Origin of the sequence: Mesorhizobium sp. LNHC252B00, from assembly GCF_000502955.1 — a bacterium.
Classification (GTDB): domain Bacteria; phylum Pseudomonadota; class Alphaproteobacteria; order Rhizobiales; family Rhizobiaceae; genus Mesorhizobium.
Genome location: NZ_AYWO01000026.1, coordinates 1 through 16,282, shown reverse-complemented (window position 1 = coordinate 16,282; position 16,282 = coordinate 1). Strand labels below are relative to the sequence as shown.

The following is a 16,282-nucleotide window of genomic DNA, read 5'->3' as shown; positions in this document are numbered from 1 at the left end:
ATGGCTCCATTTCCGATCACGGGTAGACGACAGCAGTCGACCATGCAGGATCCTCGTGCTTTTGCCAATAGAGATCCATGAGCCGGCGAGTGACGGATCCGACGCGCCCATTGGCGATCGCGGTGTCGTCGATACGGGTCACGGGCATAATGCCGCCGGCAGTCGATGTGATGAACACCTCGTCAGCCTCTTTGATCTCAGCACGACTTATATCAGCAGCCGTGGCCGACAAACCAATCTCGGCGCAAACGTCGAACACAGTCCGGCGCGTGATGCCCGGCAACACTCCAAAGGCAGGAGTCCTCAAGAATCCGTCCTTTACAACGAACACATTGAAGCCGGGCCCCTCCGCAACATGCCCGTGTGTATCAACGATCAGCGCTGTCTCCGCGCCCCTGTCGTAGGCGTCGAAAAGGCCCTTGACGAGATCGAGCCAATGATAGTTCTTGATCGAGGGATCGATCGATTTCGGCGGGATGCGAACGGTTTCGCTGATCGCGACGTGCAAGCCTCTTTCCAGCTGTTCCTTGTTGGCGACCGAGCCAAAAGGAACAGCAAACGCGATGAAGCGGTTCTCCGCTTGGCGGGGATCGCGGCTGAAGGTCGGCGATGAACCGCGCGTGCAGATCATCTCCACGTACGCCGACTTGTGCCCCGACAAAGCGACACAGGCTGTGAGGATCGATGCTATTTTCTCCCGATCATAGGGAAGCTTCATTCGCAGCCGTTCCACCCCCCCAAAGAAGCGGTCAAGATGCAAATCCAGCCGAAAGAATCTGCCGTTCCAGACGTGAACCGTGTCGTAAGTGGCGTCCGAGTGCAGGAACCCCCAATCGAGCACGGAGATTTTGGCCTCGGACATCGGCAGGTATTGCCCGTCCATGAAAGCAACCCCATCCGGATAGCGCCGTCTATCCAAGTGATGCTCCTCGACAGTTGGAAGAACAGGTAAGAGCTGCGTCATTTTTCTACCTTTCGGATCCGGTTACCTAGCCAGGCTCAAGATCGCGCTAGAGCTTGCGCTCGAAAGCGGCTCGTATGCTGATCGCTGCAAGACATCGCTACGGCACTGGCAATGTTGACGTGGAAGACGCGACGTTGCGCGTCAAATTCAAAGGGTCAGCTAGCTGCAACAGTCGCTTGTCGGAAAGAATTGAAATGATTCGATCAGACGGCCGCCTAAACGCAAAGGCGGCGCCGGGCTCTCATGCGAATTCGTGGTAGTCATTCGTAGTAGTGAACAGCGCTCGACTGAACGCTTGCGCTTCACGCAACGACAGGCCCGTTTTGATCGAAAAGCATGTCGGGCGGCTCGTTTTCCCGAGCCGGCTCCCGTAGTCCAGCCGAGGGTTCCATGTCCGATGCTAGTGCATTGATTCCAACACTTGGTGCCCACGTCTGACGGCTGCGATGATGTTGTCAGGGTCTGCTTTCCACATGAACGGCTTTGGCGGTTGATGGCTGCCTGAAGATCAACGACGGAATGAAAGACGCCATTTTTCAGCCGTCGCCGTGTGACCTTTGCGAAGAAGCCCTCGACGGCGTTCAACCAGGAACACGATGTCGGAACGAAGTGGAATGTCCAGCGTGGGTGCCGCGCCAACCAGGCCCGGACCTTCGGCTGTTTGTGTGTCGCATAATTATCCAGGATGATGTGAACCGCCTTATCCTTGGGCAACTGAGCCTCGATTGCGTTGAGGAAGCGGATGAACTGTATTCCCCGTCTCTATGTCTCAACCCAAGCTTAATCCGATCGAACCGCCGGTACGGACCCGTATGCCCGGTGGTGTGGGAGGGGCGGCGTCGCGAGGCGTCCCCCTATCCCGATCAATCAGATTTGCCCGCCTAAGGGAATCCCACGCCGATTCAGCCTAAATTCATCCCGCTCTAAATAACAGCCCGCGCCTGTGCGCCAAGCCCATATAGGTAAAATCGGGCGTGTCGTGGCTCTGAGGCCCGTCCAGAAGGTCGCCTTCTCGAACTGGCCTGCGCCAAGGAACAGGCGCGCGCATTGCGCAATATGGCTTGGCATTGGTGCTTCAGCCGCGACAGGCAACCTTCTCGCTGTCGGCGACAAGCAACTGCGTGACCTCGCTGCTCTAGCTCAGAACCGCGCCACGCCACTTTAGAGCGCGCACGCGAGCGCCTGTGTATACTTCAGTGCGTCCCCCGCCGTGCATTGGCGCCCCCGCGATCTGGTCGCGGTTGCGCTCGAATGCGGGTCCAATTTCGACCAACCGATCGACGCCGACAACATCGTTGGCCAAGATTGCGCAATGTGCAGCAGACCGCGCCACATTGCATTTCAAACCACGAGGCTCAGTGCGGTCCGTATTTCAGAGGCCGATGCATTTTGGCGCAAAACCCCTCCTGCCCACGTGCTATCAAGTGTCGTCCCTTGACAGGCATTTGCTGGAGACGACAGGCGAATGCTTCGATCGTATCCGCGCCCGGAGCGTCCATGGGCTGCGAGGTTGGTATGTTGCCAAAGACGGTCGGAATCATCGGCGGGCTCGGCCCTAGGGCCACCGTGGCCTTCATGAATTCTGTTCTGGAGAATACGCCGATCAAGAGCAATCGCGACCATCTCCACATGATCGTCGACTGCAATCCGAAGGTTCCCGATATCAACGCGGCTATCTTGGGCACTGGCCCCAGTGCGGCGGCTGCACTTGCCACTTGTGGCAGACGCCTCGAAACCGCTGGCGCCAATTTTATCGTGATGGCCTGCAATGCTGCTCATGTTTATGAGGACGAACTGCGGCAGGCAGTTTCAGTTCCCTTCATTAGCATAGTCGAAGAGACAATGAGAACAATCCGTTCCGATTTCCCGCAGTGCAGACGTGTGGGCCTGCTGGCGACGGGCGGCTGCCTTAGGTCCAACCTTTATCAGGATCGGCTTGCCAGCCGTGATCTGGAGCCGGTTTTACAGACAGCCGATGAGCTCGAACGGTTGATGCTCGCTCTCGCCCGGATCAACACCGGCGATCTAGGTTATGCAATCCGATCCGAGATCCTTGGTCTGATCGACGCGTTGATAGCGCGCGGAGCGGAGACTATCGTTCTCGGCTGCTCGGAAATCGACCTGGTCGGACTGGATGCTGGCATCGATATACCGTTGATTGATCCTTGCCTTGTGCTGGCCAAGGCCACCATTCGTTCGGCACTGAGCCGGCATAATGCACCTTCTGCACCATGGGCTATCGCATGACGCAAGGCATCCAGTGGGACGATTTTGATGAAGCCTTGGCTGCGGTCCGCGATGTCGGGCCGGGCAGTCATTACTTTGGCCATCCGCATACACAGGCGAACTTCGAGAAGGCCTTCTTTATCCCAAAACTCTTCGACAATAACTCGATCGAGCAGTGGTACGCTGATGGCTCCAAGGATATCAAGCAACGTGCCCTCGATCATGCGCGCCGCCTTCTGGCGGAATATGAAGAACCTAAGCTCGACGTCGCGAAGGACGAGGAATTGCGCGCCTATATCGACCGTCGCTCGAGGGAAATCCCCGCCGTCGACGCACTCAACGAGGAATACTGAGCACCCTCATGCGCATTGACCGGATCAACGTCTATAAGGTCCAACTGCCTGTCAAAGGTGGCACCTATCGAATGGCAAGCGACGACGTCGACGCGCTTGACAGCACCCTGGTCGAGGTTGTGACCGATGACGGGCTGACTGGCTGGGGCGAAACCTGCCCGGTCGGGCCGGTTTATCAGCCCCATCATGCACTCGGCGCACGCGCGGCGATTGCCGAAATCGCGCCAGGTCTTACGGGCGCGGAGATTGCCTCGATCAGGTTTCTCGCCAAATGCATGGACGAGCGCTTGAACGGGCATGGCTATGCCAAGGCAGCGTTCGACATAGCGTTTCTCGACCTCCTTGGGCAACGGCTGGGAGTGCCGGTTTCAACGCTTTTGGGCGGCGCCCTGGCCGATCGCGTCCCGTCCTACTGTTCGCTGATTGTTGGCTCACCGGACGAAACGGCCAGGATTGCCACCGACAAGGTGAAGGCAGGTTATCCACGGCTGCAGGTCAAAATCTCGGGGCGAAATCTCGAAGAGGATGTGGCCATCGTTCACAAGCTTTGGGAGGCGGTCGGCTACAAAGCGCGTATCGCAGTGGATGGCAACAGGGGCCTCACTGTCGCTGCAGCGATCCATCTGGACCGGCTTTGCCAGGCGATCCCATTCGTTTTCGAACAAGCCTGCAACACTATGGATGAGGTCGCCACTCTAAAGGGTAGGGTGACGCATCCGGTATATCTGGATGAGAACACCGACGATCAGAACGCAGTACTCAGGGCGATCTCCCTCGGCATCGCGGATGGCTTCGGCTTCAAGGTCACCCGTCTCGGCGGCCTCACCAAAATGGCGACAATGCGCGACCTTTGCGCCATCCGGTCGTTACCGCACAGCTGTGACGACGCATGGGGTGGCGACATAATCGCGGCGGCTTGCGTACACTTGGCTTCCACTGTGGAGCCGCGCCGTTTTGAGGGCGCCTGGATCGCGCAGGAATATATCGAAGGACATTTCGACGCGAAGAATCCGATCGTCATCGAAAATGGTCACATCGCCGTACCCCAGCGGCCAGGCCTAGGTGTCAAACCGGAACCCGGCATGTTCGGTCAGCCGGTAGTCACGTACGGATCCTAGTGAACGCGCCCGCCAACATCATCGCAATAACGTCGTTGGCCACGCCGAATATTTCGGCGGCGGCCGATCGACCGTTTGACTTGGTGGCTCTTTTGTTACCCGGGTTCTCGCACCTGGCGCTTCACGCCTATATCGAACCTTTTCGCATCGCCAACACGGTATCGAGGCTCCCGCTGTTCCGGTGGCGAATCGCGGGGCTTGACGCTCGGCCAATCGAGGGCGCCAACGGCCTTTCGGTTGCCGTTGATGTCGTGATAGACGAGCTGCTTGCCGGTTCGGGCGATCGCAGACCGAACCAGCTCGCTATCGTGACGGGCGAGCTGGTAGAACAGCAACTGACGCCTGAACTCAACGGATTTCTGCGAACGATGGCGCGTCGCGGGGTGCCGATATCTGCGGTTGGGACAGCGACATGGCTGCTTGCTCGGACGGGCCTTCTGGCAGGCACACGCTGCACGATACACTGGTCGCGGCTCGCTGCTTTCGCCGAAGTGTTCAACCAGCCCCGCATAAGCGACTCCTTGTTTGTCAAGGACGGCCAGTATTCAACCTGCGCGGGAGAACTGGCAGCTTTCGACCTGGCGATCGATCTGATCGGCAGCCATGCCGGCGGGTATATTGCACAGGAGGTCTGCCGCCACGCGACTGTCCAAGGTCAGCGCTCAGGATCAAACCGCCAGACCGGGCCGTCGGGTCTAGCCTTTGCCGGTGTGAGCGACAAGCTCCTGATGGCAATGCGGATCATGGAAGAAAATGTGGAGTTCCCGCTGACAATGGAGGATGTCGCGCAACGGGCCGGAGTATCGCGGCGCCAGCTGGAACGCTTGTTCGCTTCCCATATCGGACTTCCGCCAGTGCGTCACTATCTCCGGATTCGCACAGACCATGCGAAGCGCCTGATCGAAGGCACACGGATGCCCATCATCGACATTGCCATGGCCTGCGGGTTTACGTCTGCTTCGCACTTCGCAAAGTGCTTCAGAGCCTTCAATCGAATGTCGCCGCAGCAGTGTCGAGCGATTCTGCCGGCTTGGGTTGGGCCCGGCTTAAGATGATAGATTGGTATTTGAATTTAGCGGAGAACAGCGCCACCTCTAGTCATGCTAAATGTTTGGAGTCGATCTGCCCACCAACAATCAGAAAGCGGCGCAACAATACGTCCGGATCATAGCGCTCAAAGCGGCGAGATGAGCCTATCCGTTGTGCTCTTCCGTGTCGACCGACGTTCACGCGGCAACCATTGGATTGATGACGGCTTTGATACGGCCCCGATCATGGTGGCGCAGGATGACTTCTCACCATTGCATGATGCGGGGGCGGCGAGGATTTCATTTCGCCCCAAGAACCTCTCTGATTGCACTATTGCGTTGGGAAGATGCTGTAGCTTCTCGGTGATGGCCGTTCAAACAGTCCAGCGCAGCTGCGGTTGGCGACGACCGGTGCGAAGATCATGCAAGCTCCGTCGCATTCTGTAACGACGGGCAGCCCGGCCATGCCTGCAAAACCCGGCCGCAGTTGTGCGGCCGGGTTGGCGGGGTCTCCAGATCTGGGTGGCGCGCAGTAGACGGATGGAGGGATCGAGTCAGGACAATGACGAAGAAGATGCCGCTTCTCTTCGAGACATTTGTGGAAAAGCTGTCGGAGAGTGTCGATGAAACAGATTTCCGGGATGCCATGGCCGGGGCGGCCACAGCACTTGATCTACTCACCTTTGCCTATTTGGCGTTGCCATTGCAATCTTGTGGCGAGCCCAAGCTGATCTCGAACTATCCGCCTCCCTGGACCGCGCACTATCTGCAAAACCAGTATCAGAAAGTCGATCCCGTCATCATGCGTGCGCGGTGTGGCGGCTGCCCGTTTCCATGGGGATCGGATTTGCGTGGCGTTGAGATGTCGCCGGCTCAACAGAAGCTTTTTGATGAGGCGGCCCAGTTCAGCATCCGCTGCGGTTTGACGATCCCGATTATCGATCGTAGAGGCTGTGTTGCAGCGATGACTTTTGCCGCTGATAAGCCCAATTCCGCATTCCTGCGCGTTGCTGAGCGATATGAACAGGCGCTCCACTCATGGCGACATTTTTTCACATTTATGCCCGTCGAAAGCTGTCCGGCAACCGAACAGTGGACGGCGTTTCGTTGACACCTCGTGAATATGAATGTCTGCAATGGGCGGCGCGCGGAAAGTCCGCCTGGGCTATGGGCTGCATCTTGGGCATCAAACCGCGCACCGTCGCTTTCCACCTCGAGAATGCGAAGAAGAAGCTCGGCGTGCACACCAAGGATCAGGCCGTAGCCCTGCTGGCCTCCTCACGATCTTCAATTCTCTGAGAAACTGAATTTGTCTTTGGTCGTCCTGAGCATGAGCACAGGCTGTTTCGGGTGGCCATTCGCCTCCAATGCAGGGCCATTCCTTCCCAGACGCCATCATGATGCAACTTATTGCACCCGATTGGTACGGTGACTTTGCCAACGAACTACATGCAATGCACCCTCTGCGAGACCGCGTTTTAAAGGAGCGTTTCCTTGCTTGAAAGGCGAAACGGAGCGCACAGCGGGATTGTTCAGCCGGCGAACAATTCCTTGTAGCCAGTTGTGACCATCCAGTTCGCACGGTCGAGATGACTACGAAGAGCCTTCCTGGCGCGCTCCGGTTCGCGTGCTGGATCGATGCCGAGGATGAGGTGGGCCATCTCTTCTTCGCTCGCATCATCGGCGGAGGCGTCTAGGAGCCGCATATAAGTCGTGAAATGCGCTTTATGGTATGCCGTGAGGCTGTCCGACCAGTGCACTTCGTCGGCAATTCGCGTGCTCGATTTAGGCTGTAACATCGCTGGTTATATCTCCGGAAAACAGCCTCCGCGAAGCCCCTCCGCCAGCGATTTAGATGCTCGATGTGGATTACATATCAGAGTTGATAAACTCAAGCTGCCTAATCCGCTGGCTGTCGTGCATGGATATGCGCAGGTTGGTCGGACGTAATGTGCAGAGGATCAGGCTAAGGAAGCGTCTGACGCAGGAGCAGCTTGCCGAGATTTCCGGGTTCAGCCAGCAGTACATCAGCGGCTTGGAGAAGGGCCGAAGAAATCCGACGATCATCACGATCTATGAACTGGCATTGGCCCTCGGCGTCAGCCACACGGATCTGGTTCGGCCCGACAAACAGGCCTGACGCACCCACTTCCAAGTAATTGCTACGGGCCCGCGCGCCTGACGGCGCGCGCCGGCTGCTCGTGAACCGCGCCCGGTCTTCTTCGGCAGGCTTCAGCGGTCTTGCCCCGTTCGGCTTCGCGCCCCTGGCGCGGGGCAGCCTGTCGGCTGCTACTGGCAAGGACCTGGTCGGGGGCACGCGGGGACGCCCACTATTAACANCGCCCCGGGCGCGGGGCAGCCTGTCGGCTGCTACTGGCAAGTACCTGGTCGGGTGCACGCGGGGACGCCCACTCTTAACAACGGCTTCTTCAAGTATCCCCGACAATCGGCTGCTATGCGTTGGATGGTATCGCATGAAGTTGATCAGAACGTTCCTCCGATTCGGACACCTCCCCGCCCAAGGGTTACAAGGCCCACCCCTCTAATCGATCCGGGTCGACTCGCCGTGCACCGCCGGCGTGGAAAGGGCGCCCGAGGCGCCCTTCATTTCAGATCGGCTGTCAGCAGGGCCGCCTTCGCGTTGCGTATCAGAAGCGGTAGGTGACACCTGCGCCTATCAACCACGGATCGAGCGCAGCCTTCCCCGTCAGCTTCGCGCCGTCGACCGTGACGTCGAAGTCTGGCTTGAGGAAAAGCTTCTTCACGTCGAAGTTGACGCCCCAGTGCTGATCCACCATGTAGTCGAACCCGACCTGCAGCGCGGCGCCGAACGTGTTCCTAACCTTGAGAGCGTCGGCGCTGCCGACATCCTGGTTATAGAATATCGTGTAGTTCACGCCAGCACCAACATAGGGCTTGAAAGCGCCGAAATTGGTAACATGATACTGCAATGTGAGCGTAGGCGGCAGCAGCCAAACCTTGCCGATCTTGCCCAGCCCGCCGATCGCTCCTTGGCCCCCGATGTTTGCATAGGTGGTGCCGAGTATGAGCTCGGCGGCGATGTTGTCCGTGAAGAAATAGGAGATATCGAGTTCCGGCGTCACCGTGTTCGAATAGGAAAGATCGGAGCCGGGCACTGCTTTGACGTAGCCCGAATCCTCAGTGACGACCCCCAACGCACGCAGTCGGATCTGCCAAGGGCTTGGCGCTTCCGTGACCGAGGCTCCCGCCTGCGGGACGCTCGCGGCTTGCGCAAGGTCCGCCGCGACGGCCTGCTGTCCCATCACGATGAGGAAAACGGCCGCTGTTACTCCCCGTGCCGCACGCATTTGGTTTCTCGCCATGATATTCTCTCCTTGCTGTTTAGAAATGATGCACTGAACTACGAAAAGTCTTGTTCGAATTGCGTGATTGGCGGAGCGCTCATGCGCAGTTTGCGTGGGACCGCGCACCCATTATTTGCGCCGTGCTCGCAATCATCGACCTGTACTCACTTAGAAGTAAGCGGGATAACCAAAGGCCTGCAGCTTTGCGGCCGTCTTACGCGCGTGACCCGGGTGGGACGCGGTCGTCCCGCTTCGTGGTGGCGAGCAGGATCGGCGGATAGGCGGCAAGGGTGGTCCCGGCGCCATAGTAGTGCGGATTTCCGGCATCTTGCCAGAATTGTAGAGGTACTGACCGCGGCGCGTGATCACGGGAACCTTGTCAGGACGGTCGAAGATCGCTGTCAGGGCCTCGGGGTCGCGATCGAACTGTGTTCCACCGAAGTGCCTCAGGGTCCTGGCAGACTGGCTGGCGGCCCAGGCAAGTGTCTGTTCTCCTTCCACATCTTCGAGCCAAAGATGGGGATCATCGTACGGAGCATTCAGCGTTGGGCGGAAATCGAATACGGTCATGTCCGGATAACGTGAAGAATGATGTCGACTGGAAAACAGCCGCAACGTCCTGTCGGCTCGGAAAGGCCAGTTTTCGCGGCTGCGACCGCATGTTCGGCGAGCTTGATCATGGCATGATTTCTCCTCAGTCCTTGCCGCAGCGCGTTTGCGGATAGCCTTGCACATGTCGTGCCAAACGGGAAAATCATTTCACAACAATGACATTGCCCTGATCGCGGTGTGTCCCATGTCCGACTTTGTCGAAGACCCGACAACGAGTGCAGCCGTGACCGCCTCATAGGACCTCCTGTGCGAGCTCGGCGGGCACTGCGGAATAAGCAGTGAAGCTCACCACGAAACTGGCCGAGCTTCGGATCGACATCGGCGTCGGGGCGATCGAGGACCACTTCGTCGCCGGTGTCGGGCGCGGCACAGCCTGAGGACTCCGTGGCGGCGATCATCGAATAACTGCCTTTAGGATGGCTCCATCCCAGCCCACCGGTGGGCGCGCAAAAAACTGCTTTGCGGCCTCATCCCTCCGCCTGAATTGAGTCGCAGGGACCGAATGGCGCACGTGCTTTTGGAACCGGCAGAGCGGTCATAACGCAATTGTCTTCCCGCTATCTGTACAGAGATTCGACAATCCAGTTGGTGAAGGTCCCATATCGCGCAATCATTGATGCGCTTAGGTCTGGGCCTCCGCCCATCCGGAACCATCTAATCAAGAGCATCGATCCGACACCAACGTAGAGAATTGCTTCCCCATGAGAGAGGCCTCGCGGCGGACATGAGAGTGCGTCACTCTTCATGATTGCGGCCTCCGAGGATGTCGGGATCGAGCCAGTGCAACGGCACGATAGGGCGAAGGTCTGGCAGCTCTTGCAACTGCCGACCTCGATGAGAGAAGGCATTCGCGATCTGTCCGGCAGAGACACAAGGTTCTGCACTGTCCGTTGATGAAGACCTCGTGCTGGTCTCCATAAGAGAAGTATTCTGGTGCAGAAGGTGCCCGATTAGCTATTCGGAAAAGGCGACATCGACGTGCAAATCGGGCGCCGCCGTGAGGGTCCCCCCTCAATGTCGGATTTCCGACAGGATCGCAAATCAGCCAACCCATTGTTTAATAAATTTTTCCTTCTCTGGCACGGCCCATGCATGGGGTTCTGCGAACGCATCAGCGAGACGTCCTCCATGATCATGCGCACCGAAAATGCCCTCGCCGCAGTGAAAACCGCGCTCTCGCCTGCCATCAAGCCGCCGAAGGGCCAGCGCGTCATGGCTGAGGCGGGCGATTGCGCCGGCTTCAACCACCTTAATGGGCTTGGAAAGCGTCTCGCGTGACGGCGACGCGGGCATCCAGACGGGCGGAAAGGACATACGTCGTTGCCCCCAACCCACGTCGCCGGCATGACCCGTCGATTGTCACCGCGCTGGAATGCTCGGGTCTACATTCGACAACCCGCAGGACAATTCTCGCAAATCCGGTCGGCACCGGGGATCGAAACGTCCACGAGGGGGCCCAATGGCTATGGCCGATATTCGCCGCGAACAAGCGCCTAGTGGGAAGACTCTATAGGAGGAAAGCAAGTGGAGTTATCTTGCGTTGGGATCGGTGCTGGGCCGTCTAATTTGAGCCTTGCGTGTCAGATACACGAGCAAGTTGGGCAAGGGGCACTGTTCCTGGATCAGCAGGTCGACTTCCGCTGGCATCCAGGCATCGCTTTCGATTCCTCAGAGCTCCAGGTGAGCCACTTCAAGGATCTGGTCACGCTGGTGAATCCGCGATCAGCCTACACTTTCGTAAACTACCTGTACGAGAATGGGCGTCTGTACCACTTCCTGAACGCACAGTTCGAGGCTGTGTTCAGAGCTGAGTTTGAGCAGTACCTGAACTGGGCGTTCCACAGGAACCCACTTGTGCGTCGCGGCGAGACAGTGCACGAAATCCGCTTTGACGGCGAGTTTCGGGTGCGGACGGATAAGGCGGATCTCGGCGCCAGAAACGTCGTGGTCGGCATTGGCAAGCAGGCGCAAATTCCGCCTCAGTTTCAGGGCTGGATTGGACGTAACCTGTTCCACTCATCCGTTTTACTGCACATCCACCCTGAGGTGCGGAGAAAGCATGTCTGCGTGGTCGGCGGAGGCCAGTCGGGAGCCGAGGTGATGTTGCATCTTGTCGGCCTGCCGAAAGAACGGCGGCCTGCCTCGATCACTTGGGTCTCGCAGCGCGAAAACTATCTGCCTCTGGACAACAGCCCGTTCACAAACGAGTTGTTCATGCCCTGCTTTTCGGATCGTTTCGCGGCGATGAGCGAGTCGCAGCGTAAGCTGCTCCTGCGGCGTTTCGTGCTTGCCTCGGACGGCATTTCGGAAAGCACGTTGCGCGCGATCTATCAGGCGCTGTACCGCCACGCATTCTTCGAGCTAAACCGATGCGACATCACACTGCGGCCAGGTTGCACCGTCTCGCACTGCATCAACGCCGGCGCGGGTCACAGGCTGACCCTGCAGCACGGCATGAACGAAGTCGAAGAAGTCACGGCTGACATCGTCATTCTGGCCACCGGCTACGAGAACGCGGTGCCAGACTTCTTGGAACCCATCGCACACCGGCTGGAGCAGATCGACAATGAATTAGCTATTCGCGAAGATTTTTCGGTGAGCTGGGACGGACCGCGTGACAGACGCATCTTCGTACAAAACGCGAGCCTCGGGCAGCGCGGCCTGGCCGATCCGAACCTAAGCCTGCTGGCCTGGCGCGCGCGCCGCATCCTCGATAGCCTTCTTGGGCGCGCGCCATGCGCGAACCCCGAGCATCCTGGCTTCATCACCCATACCTCGATCGAGAGCTGGCCCGACCACGCAGCCGAAGAAATGGGCAGTGGAATATGACTCGTATGCTTTTGATCATCGGCGGTGGCATCCTAGGAATGATGTCCGCCTGCGCTGCGGTGAACCCTGGAGGCTTCTCCGATATCATCGTGATCGACCAAGCCCTTGGACCAAGCGGCGCATCGCATCACTCTGGAGGCGTGCATTTCCCCTACGGTTGCCACTGCCGTATCAAGTCGCTCACTCGAAAGACCGCCGTGGTCTTGGCGGCCATGGCTGGGTCGGCGGTCAGCGGATGGTGCCGGCCTTCAGCGATGCGTGTCGTGGCTGGACCGGGTGAAGCGATTGATCCGGCCCAGTTTACGGAACCCCTGGACCCGGCTGAGCCTGACATAGGCAGTCTCGCGCCGAGCTTCTGCGGACAATATCCGCCGGAGCGGAACGCACTTAGCATCGCCGTCCCACATGACGTGAGTCCGTCTCCGTGGACCCGCAACTTGACCAGCGCCCGACTGCCCTAATTGGGATGTCCGACCAACCAGTCTTTCCAACAGGAGGCTTTTCGCATGTTGACTGATGCACAAAGAGAAAAGTGGCAGAAAGACGGATACGTCAGACTCGAAAGATTCTTCGCTCCAGCGGCTCAGGAAGATATCTCTACTTTTGTCGAAGATATGTCACGATGGGATGTCAGCGATGATAAATGGCTCATGTGGTTCGAGAAGACGACGGACAATCGAAAGATCATCTCCAAGATCGAGAATTTTCTCGACTTCCATGATTCATTGCGTCGTTTGCTCTTAGAAGATCAGCGCATAAAGTCAGCGGTCGAGGATCTGCTTGGCGAAGATTCGCGCAGGCTCAAGGAGTTGCTGATTTTCCACTACCCCGACAGCGGCGGCTATCTCCCGCATCAGGACATTTATCACATTCCACACAAACTCCCCGACCGGATGGTCCATGCGGTGGTTGCCATAGGCATCGACGACTCCGACCCGGAAAACGGGGGGCTTTTCTTCAGCCCTGGCAACCACAAGAAGGGGGTGTTTCCCATGGATGCCGGTGGGGTGATCGATCCTGAAGTCGCCGAAATGTTCTCCTGGGAACCCGTAGTATGGAAGGCTGGCGACATCTTCATCTTCGACGATTACGCACCGCACTACTCACGACCGAACAAAAGCAATCGTTCGCGGCGGACACTCTACTTGGTGTTCCAGCGTGCTTCAACCGGCGGGCCGACCCGCGCTGAATATAACGTGCTTAAGCGCGCCCTTAACCCGCCCGAGGGCAAAGTGGCCGATCTCGACAATCTCAAGCCCCCAAATGGCATCTTCTATCGCGATTGAGCTCACGCAGCCAGGCGGAGGCATGCACACGAAACTGATCGACCGCTCAAAAATGCGCGGACGGTATGGACGTCTGATTTGCGGGCTCGCGGAGCATCGACCGCAGCCCGTTACGACGTTTTGGCACGTGGATTGCGGAGGTGGTCGCAGGCGGTCTTCTGTGCGCCTACAGCCCGACTAGTGCCCCCCTTGGTCGCCCGCTTGCCGGCCCAGAGCTGCACTATCCTGGCCGGGCCGCCAACGGGTCGGGCTGCCGTTCTCTCCACGAAGTGCACCTGAGGCTGTTGCGTTGGCAGCCGAAGGTCCGTCCCACTCTTCAACAGCTTAGGTTCGTTGTCATGCGCAAATACACGTTTTCTCGAACGGAGCTGTCGCGGGCGTTCGGTATCGACATGGCCACGCTTGGAACGGGAAGCGCTCGCACCGGGTTTTCATTCGGAAAGGTTGGACCCGGCGTCACATCCGAGCCACATCGGCACGACGAAATCGAGGCTTTCGTGGTCCTGTCTGGTGCGGGCAAGGTCACCACCGACCGGGGGGAAATCTCGGTCGAGGCAGGCGATGTCGTTCTGTTTCACCCTTTTGAAGCGCATGTGCTGCGCAATGACGGAAACAAAGACATAGATTTCGTCGCTGTCTACTGGCGAGACGGCGAGGCCGCCATTGATGCCGCTGCAAAGACCACGACCCCACGCGGCCCAATCTTCGTCTTCTCCACGCCGCCAACGCCAAATGGCGATCTGCATCTGGGGCATCTTTCTGGCCCCTATTTCGGCGCTGACGTCTATACTCGTTTCCTGCGCATGAAAGGAGTCGAGGCCTATCACCTGACCGGAAGCGACGATTACCAGAGCTACGTCGCGACACGCGCCGATGCCGATCAATCGACTCCTGCAAACGTGGCGCGCTACTACGCCGACGAGATACGCGCCACGCTTGCACTTCTCGATTGTGAGCTCCACAGCTTCCAAGCCACAATGGGCGATGACGGTTACGGCGAGTTCCAAACCGCGTGTTTCCGCAGTCTTCTGAGCAGCACGGCGATAGATCTACGCCAGAGCCCTGCGCTTTTTGATGCTGTGACAGGCCACTATCTTTACGAGCCGGATGTTGGCGGCCTCTGCCCCGATTGCGGCGGCTCCGCCGCTGGCAATATCTGCGAGGAATGCGGTGCCCCAAACCTTTGCCACGACTTAGGTGCAGCGCGGTCACGGAAGTCTGCCGAGGCGCCGGTGGTCGGCTCCCTCCGCCGCGCTGAACTTGCGATGGACCAATGCTACGACAATATCGACCGGCATCTAAGGGCGTCGGGCGTCCCGCTACGGATCTTGGATCTCTTCGCACGCGTACGCCGACGCGGGAAATTTTCAGTGCCCATTACCCACCCCTCGGACTGGGGCCTGCCGGCGGAAGGGTTCCCGGGGCAAGTGATCTGGGTCTGGCCGGAGATGGCCTTCGGTTTTCTTTACAACATCCAGGCGCTCGGCCGCTCGATGGGTCGCGACTGGAAGGCGGAGATGCCCGGCAACGACTGGCAGATTGTCCATTTCTTCGGCTTCGACAATTCGTTCTACCACGCGCTACTCTACCCCGCTCTTTACGCCGAGGTCTTCTCCCACTGGAAGCCACGCATCCGCTATCACGTCAACGAGTTCTACCTGCTCGACGGCAAGAAGTTCTCAACCAGCTGCCGCCATGCGGTCTGGGGCAAGGAGGTTCTGAGCCCAAACACAGTCGACGTCGTACGCCTCCATTTGGGCCTGACACGCCCGGAAGGTGAGCGGACGGATTTCACGCTGGACGCACTGCGCCGCACCGAGAACGAGGTGTTCCAAAGCATCTGGCTGAACTGGCTTGAGGCGTTGAACCAGGAAATCAAGCACGATTTTGCCGGCCGTGTACCCGATGCAGGCGACTGGAGCCCGGTCGACCGCGCCTTCTTTGCTGCCATAGAGATCTATCGCGCTGCGATGGAGCGCGCCTATTCGGACGAAGGCTTCTCGGTTCGGCGCGCGGCCACTCAGGTCTGCGAATTCGTGCGCGATTGCGTGATCTACCGCGGGGCGCGAGACTTTGCGGCGGCGCGACGTTTCTATCCCGCCCGCAATCGGACTTCGCTAGCCCTTCAGACGACGGCCGCTGCGATCCTGGCACCGACACTAGCTCCGCTGATGCCCCGCTTCGCCAGAACGCTGGCGCGAGGCATCGATGGCGCCTCAACCGAAACATGGCCCCGGTCCGTCCAGCGCCTTGCGCCCGGGACGCGCTTTGATCTCGGACCCGTGTTGGTGTTCTACGCCAAATCCGGCAATCCTCATCTCGATGACGAGGAAACACTATGAGCCCAAAGGTGCACCAGTGAGCTGTCCCCCGACCAGATCTGCGCGGCAATCAAAGCCGACGATGCCAAATATCTTGACTCGCTGTCACTGGCGAGGGAAGCCGCTCTGAACGGTAGAGACTAGATTAGTTTCCGTCCATAAACGCCAACATATTGATATTCTTGCGTGAATCGGCATTTTGCGCAGGCAAGGCCCGGC

At 58.6% G+C, this 16,282-nt stretch carries 13 protein-coding genes and 2 pseudogenes; 10 read left to right on the top strand and 5 right to left on the bottom strand.

Going from position 1 to position 16,282, the window contains the following annotated elements; genetic code table 11:
* Positions 1–16: 16 nt before the first annotated feature.
* Together X744_RS145610 and X744_RS1000000172540 are read right to left on the bottom strand one after the other, a co-directional pair.
* Positions 17–964, bottom strand: a complete 948-nt coding sequence (locus X744_RS145610) for an aminotransferase class IV (protein ID WP_031260888.1) — start codon at positions 962–964, stop codon at positions 17–19.
* Positions 965–1,364: 400 nt separating this feature from the next.
* A pseudogene (locus X744_RS1000000172540) lies at positions 1,365–1,714 on the bottom strand (transposase); the annotation flags it as partial.
* Between the two features lie 747 nt (positions 1,715–2,461).
* On the opposite strand from X744_RS1000000172540, the gene X744_RS145615 reads away from it, so the two are divergent.
* From X744_RS145615 to X744_RS01000000170160, 5 genes and pseudogenes are all read left to right on the top strand, one after another.
* The gene (locus tag X744_RS145615; RefSeq protein WP_023761729.1) at positions 2,462–3,211 is read left to right on the top strand and encodes an amino acid racemase; all 750 of its coding nucleotides are present in this window, start codon (positions 2,462–2,464) and stop codon (positions 3,209–3,211) included.
* Positions 3,208–3,543, top strand: a complete 336-nt coding sequence (locus X744_RS145620) for a trimethylamine methyltransferase family protein (RefSeq protein WP_245266812.1) — start codon at positions 3,208–3,210, stop codon at positions 3,541–3,543. Before X744_RS145615 ends, X744_RS145620 begins: the two co-directional genes overlap by 4 nt.
* A gap of 8 nt (positions 3,544–3,551) precedes the next feature.
* Positions 3,552–4,661, top strand: coding sequence for a mandelate racemase/muconate lactonizing enzyme family protein (locus X744_RS145625; protein WP_023761727.1), 1,110 nt, complete (start codon positions 3,552–3,554; stop codon positions 4,659–4,661).
* Positions 4,661–5,716, top strand: coding sequence for a GlxA family transcriptional regulator (locus tag X744_RS145630; RefSeq protein ID WP_023761726.1), 1,056 nt, complete (start codon positions 4,661–4,663; stop codon positions 5,714–5,716). The genes X744_RS145625 and X744_RS145630 overlap by 1 nt, the downstream gene beginning before the upstream one ends.
* Before the next feature lie 535 nt (positions 5,717–6,251).
* Positions 6,252–6,988 (top strand): annotated as a pseudogene (locus X744_RS01000000170160) (autoinducer binding domain-containing protein).
* 233 nt (positions 6,989–7,221) lie between these two features.
* On the opposite strand, the gene X744_RS145635 reads toward X744_RS01000000170160, so the two are convergent.
* A complete protein-coding gene (locus X744_RS145635; protein WP_023761723.1) occupies positions 7,222–7,488 on the bottom strand; it encodes a DUF2285 domain-containing protein in 267 nt (88 codons plus the stop codon).
* A 122-nt stretch (positions 7,489–7,610) separates the two neighbouring features.
* Here X744_RS145635 and X744_RS0137960 point away from each other — a divergent pair, with 122 nt between their 5' ends.
* Entirely contained in the window at positions 7,611–7,829 is a 219-nt protein-coding gene (locus tag X744_RS0137960) for a helix-turn-helix transcriptional regulator (RefSeq protein WP_023730016.1), read from the top strand.
* Positions 7,830–8,337: 508 nt separating this feature from the next.
* Here the strand turns inward: X744_RS0137960 and X744_RS145640 are convergent.
* Together X744_RS145640 and X744_RS1000000172535 are read right to left on the bottom strand one after the other, a co-directional pair.
* A complete protein-coding gene (locus X744_RS145640) occupies positions 8,338–9,018 on the bottom strand; it encodes an OmpW family protein (RefSeq protein ID WP_031260882.1) in 681 nt (226 codons plus the stop codon).
* A 165-nt stretch (positions 9,019–9,183) separates the two neighbouring features.
* Positions 9,184–9,585 (bottom strand): hypothetical protein, encoded by a 402-nt coding sequence (locus tag X744_RS1000000172535; protein WP_023761720.1) that lies wholly within the window; start codon positions 9,583–9,585, stop codon positions 9,184–9,186.
* Between the two features lie 1,170 nt (positions 9,586–10,755).
* On the opposite strand from X744_RS1000000172535, the gene X744_RS1000000171110 reads away from it, so the two are divergent.
* The 4 genes from X744_RS1000000171110 to X744_RS145655 all read left to right on the top strand — a co-directional run bounded on the left by X744_RS1000000171110 (position 10,756) and on the right by X744_RS145655 (position 16,084).
* Positions 10,756–10,905, top strand: coding sequence for a hypothetical protein (locus X744_RS1000000171110; protein ID WP_156938606.1), 150 nt, complete (start codon positions 10,756–10,758; stop codon positions 10,903–10,905).
* Between the two features lie 246 nt (positions 10,906–11,151).
* Positions 11,152–12,456, top strand: coding sequence for a lysine N(6)-hydroxylase/L-ornithine N(5)-oxygenase family protein (locus X744_RS145645; RefSeq protein WP_031260881.1), 1,305 nt, complete (start codon positions 11,152–11,154; stop codon positions 12,454–12,456).
* Positions 12,457–12,962: 506 nt separating this feature from the next.
* Entirely contained in the window at positions 12,963–13,742 is a 780-nt protein-coding gene (locus X744_RS145650; protein WP_031260878.1) for a phytanoyl-CoA dioxygenase family protein, read from the top strand.
* A gap of 338 nt (positions 13,743–14,080) precedes the next feature.
* Complete coding sequence (locus tag X744_RS145655; protein ID WP_023761715.1) at positions 14,081–16,084, top strand: class I tRNA ligase family protein; 2,004 nt, start codon at positions 14,081–14,083, stop codon at positions 16,082–16,084.
* The last annotated feature ends 198 nt before the right edge of the window (positions 16,085–16,282 follow it).

Bases quoted from the DNA above. Each gene is read 5' to 3' on its own strand.
- X744_RS145610 (WP_031260888.1), bottom strand. From the start codon at position 964: ATGACGCAGCTCTTACCTGTTCTTCCAACTGTCGAGGAGCATCACTTG.
- X744_RS145615 (WP_023761729.1), top strand. From the start codon at position 2,462: ATGGGCTGCGAGGTTGGTATGTTGCCAAAGACGGTCGGAATCATCGGC.
- X744_RS145620 (WP_245266812.1), top strand. From the start codon at position 3,208: ATGACGCAAGGCATCCAGTGGGACGATTTTGATGAAGCCTTGGCTGCG.
- X744_RS145625 (WP_023761727.1), top strand. From the start codon at position 3,552: ATGCGCATTGACCGGATCAACGTCTATAAGGTCCAACTGCCTGTCAAA.
- X744_RS145635 (WP_023761723.1), bottom strand. From the start codon at position 7,488: ATGTTACAGCCTAAATCGAGCACGCGAATTGCCGACGAAGTGCACTGG.
- X744_RS0137960 (WP_023730016.1), top strand. From the start codon at position 7,611: ATGGATATGCGCAGGTTGGTCGGACGTAATGTGCAGAGGATCAGGCTA.
- X744_RS145640 (WP_031260882.1), bottom strand. From the start codon at position 9,018: ATGCGTGCGGCACGGGGAGTAACAGCGGCCGTTTTCCTCATCGTGATG.
- X744_RS1000000172535 (WP_023761720.1), bottom strand. From the start codon at position 9,585: ATGACCGTATTCGATTTCCGCCCAACGCTGAATGCTCCGTACGATGAT.
- X744_RS1000000171110 (WP_156938606.1), top strand. From the start codon at position 10,756: ATGATCATGCGCACCGAAAATGCCCTCGCCGCAGTGAAAACCGCGCTC.
- X744_RS145650 (WP_031260878.1), top strand. From the start codon at position 12,963: ATGTTGACTGATGCACAAAGAGAAAAGTGGCAGAAAGACGGATACGTC.
- X744_RS145655 (WP_023761715.1), top strand. From the start codon at position 14,081: ATGCGCAAATACACGTTTTCTCGAACGGAGCTGTCGCGGGCGTTCGGT.